The sequence below is a fragment of the Burkholderia sp. E168m23 genome (genome assembly GCF_016586125.1).
In the GTDB taxonomy this organism is placed as follows: domain Bacteria; phylum Pseudomonadota; class Gammaproteobacteria; order Burkholderiales; family Burkholderiaceae; genus Burkholderia; species Burkholderia orbicola.
Window position 1 is genome coordinate 1 of the sequence record NZ_BCPP01000908.1, and the last position, 2,886, is coordinate 2,886.

Sequence of the window (2,886 nt, forward strand, 5' to 3'; positions counted from 1 at the left end):
CGCGTCGCTCGCGCACATCGATCAGTACGAGAAGCAATATGGCGCATCGCCGGACACGATCCTGCTGCGCGCCGATGCGTTGCGGGCGACCGGCCAGTACGACGCCGGCGTGGCCGCCTATACCAAGTTGCTGACGACGCCGCTCGCGGCGCGCGGCTATCGCGGGCTCGGGCTGACCGCCGGCGCCCGCGGCGATTTCGCGCTGGCCGCGCAGCAGCTCGAGCAGGCGACGGCGCTTGCGCCGACCGATGCGGCGACGTTGTCCGACCTCGCCTATTCGAAGATGCGCGAAGGCGATCTGGCGGGGGCACGCGTGCCGCTGCTGAAGGCGGCCGAACTCGAGCAGAAGAACCCGAAGATCCTCAGCAACTTCGTGCTCTACCTGCTCGCGACCGGTCACGCGAAGGACGCGCGGCGGCTGATGGATCAGCAGAAGCTGTCGCCCGCCGTGCGCAGCCAGATTCGCGACGACGAGACGAAGGTCGCGGCCGCGATGCGCGCGAAGCAGCGCGCCATCGCCTATACGCCGGCCACCGCGCCCGTGCCGTCGGTGGCCAGCAGCGACAATTTCGATCTTGCCGTGCCGCTGCTGCAGCGTTTCGCGCGATAACGACGATATTCACGGAGGCCATCATGTTTCACCTGTCTTCAATCCGCGTACGGGCCGTGGGCATCGCCTTCGCTTGCTCGCTCGGTGCGGGCGTCGCGCATGCGCAAGACGACACGCCGGCGTCCGAAATCGGTCATGCGACCAGCGCGCTGCTCGACGTGCAGCGCTCGAATCGCGCGGCCGCCGCGCCGCAACCGATCGACGGTGCGGCCGGCACGTATGCCTATCAGCGCTATATCGACTCGTTCAAGACGCCGATTCCGCAGTGGTTCGGCACGATGTCGGCGTCGGGCGGCGGCAGCAGCGGTGGCAGCGGCGGCGGCCAGTCCGGTGGCGACCTCGCGCGCTGACGGAGCAAAACGGTGACTACCCGGCACAGTGGCGGCACGATCCGCCGCGCGTCACGACAGCGCGGCGCGTTCTCGGTGATGGCGATCATCGCGACGCTGATCGCCATCACGACGCTTGGCGCGATTGGCGTCGGTAATCTCTTTTTCCAGCGTCGGGACGTGCAGCGGATTGCCGACATGGCCGCGCTCGCGGCTGTGCAGCGGATGGACGATGCCTGTTCGCAGCCGACTGCGACCGCGACCAGCAACGCGCAGTCGAACGGGCTCGATGCGTCGAACGGCGACACGATCAATATCGAATGTGGCCGCTGGGATACGTCGGTCAACCCGGCACCCAGCTACTACGCTGCCGCGACATCCGGAACCACGCAATTGAACGCGGCCAAGGTGGTCGTCACGCGGCAAGTGCCGTTCTTCTTCGTCGGACCGCCGCAGACGGTGTCCGCGGTGTCGACCGCGCGGTCGACCAACATCGATACGTTCTCGGTCGGCGCGACCCTGGCCGCGCTCGGCGGAGTGGGTTGCTCAGGCGGATCGGCGCCGACATCCGGCAATCCGGGGCTCGTCAACGGGCTGATCGGTGCGCTGCTCGGCGCCAACCTGAACCTGAACATCGCATCGTATCAAGCGCTTGCGTGCACGAACGTGACGGTCGGCGACCTCGTCGTGGCGGCGGGCGTCGGCACGGTCGATCAACTGCTCGCGCTGAAACTCACGTTGCCGCAACTGCTCCAGTTGATGGTGAAGGCGGCCACGCAGACGTCCGTCGTCAACGCAAGCCTGCAGGCGAGCCTCGCCACGCTGCAGGCGATCGTGAACGCCAACGTTCCGGGGACGTCGATCGGCCTCGGCGGCGCGGGCGGCTTGCTGAACGTCGCGCTCGCGGATACGCAGGCGGCGCTCAACGCACAGGTGGATTTGCTCGACCTGCTGATGGTCGGCGCGGAGATCGCGGCAACAGGCAAGCCGGCGGTCGTGGTCAACGTGCCGTCGCTGAATCTCGGCGGGCTGACGGGAACGCAGTTGCAGGTGCAGATCATCAGCCCGCCGTCGATCGGCATCGGCGAGGGCGGGAAGGACCCGGCGACGGGAACGTGGCGGACAACGGCGTCGACGGCGGCGGTGGGCGTGTACCTGAATGTCGATCTTGGTACGACACAGTTGCCTATCGTCGGGGCGTTGCTTGGCGCGCTCAACGTCGGTGTCGACGTCAATCTGCCGATCTACCTGCAGGCCGGTACCGGCACGGCGCGGCTGGACTCGACGCAATGCACGTCGACACAGGCAACCAGCACCGTCGTCATCACTGCGCGACCCGGTGTAGCCAATTTATGCATCGGCCAGCCTCCGCTCGATGCGTCAGGCAAGATCAATCTGTCGTCGACTTACAGTTGCAAATTGCCCGCCCAGATCATCAACGTCAACGTGCTCGGGCTCGCACAGTTGACGGCCAGCCTGTCCAATATATCGGTTCAGGTGCAGGGCGCTGAGCAATCGCACACATTCAACGGCGTACCCGGAATCGACGCAAACTATTGGACGGTCAACTCGAATGCGCTCGGTTCAGCGCTGAGCTCTGCACTGAGCCAACTCGCGGCCGCAACGATCACGGCCAACATCGGACTCGGGGGCGTGAACCTTCTGTCGCTGCCGTCAACCTTCGTGTCCACCTTGCTCACGTTTTTGACCGGCCTGCTCAGCCCACTCCTGTCCAGCCTTGACGCAGTCCTCGTTCCGCTGCTGAATCTGCTTGGCGTCCAGGTCGGCGCGGCGACGGTCCATCAGATCTCGCTCAGTTGCGGGGTCGCCCAAACGGTTTACTGAAGAAGCAGATCAGATGAGAAATACGCCCGCAATCCAAGAGCTCGACCTGTACGTCTGGGAAGGCAAGGCGGACATCGTCGACCGCGTCGCCCGGTGCATGGC

At 65.8% G+C, this 2,886-nt stretch carries 3 protein-coding genes; all 3 read left to right on the plus strand.

Translation table 11 applies throughout. The annotated features are described in order from the left end of the window. On the plus strand, nt 1-610 hold a 610-nt coding region (locus JMF90_RS31730), incomplete at its 5' end, for a pilus assembly protein (RefSeq protein WP_201325914.1). Between the two features lie 23 nt (nt 611-633). Then, entirely contained in the window at nt 634-960 is a 327-nt protein-coding gene (locus JMF90_RS31735; RefSeq protein ID WP_201316871.1) for a DUF3613 domain-containing protein, read from the plus strand. 12 nt (nt 961-972) lie between these two features. Further along, nucleotides 973-2,784: a TadG family pilus assembly protein gene (locus tag JMF90_RS31740; RefSeq protein WP_201316872.1), complete on the plus strand. Its 1,812-nt coding sequence runs from the start codon at nt 973-975 to the stop codon at nt 2,782-2,784. The last annotated feature ends 102 nt before the right edge of the window (nt 2,785-2,886 follow it).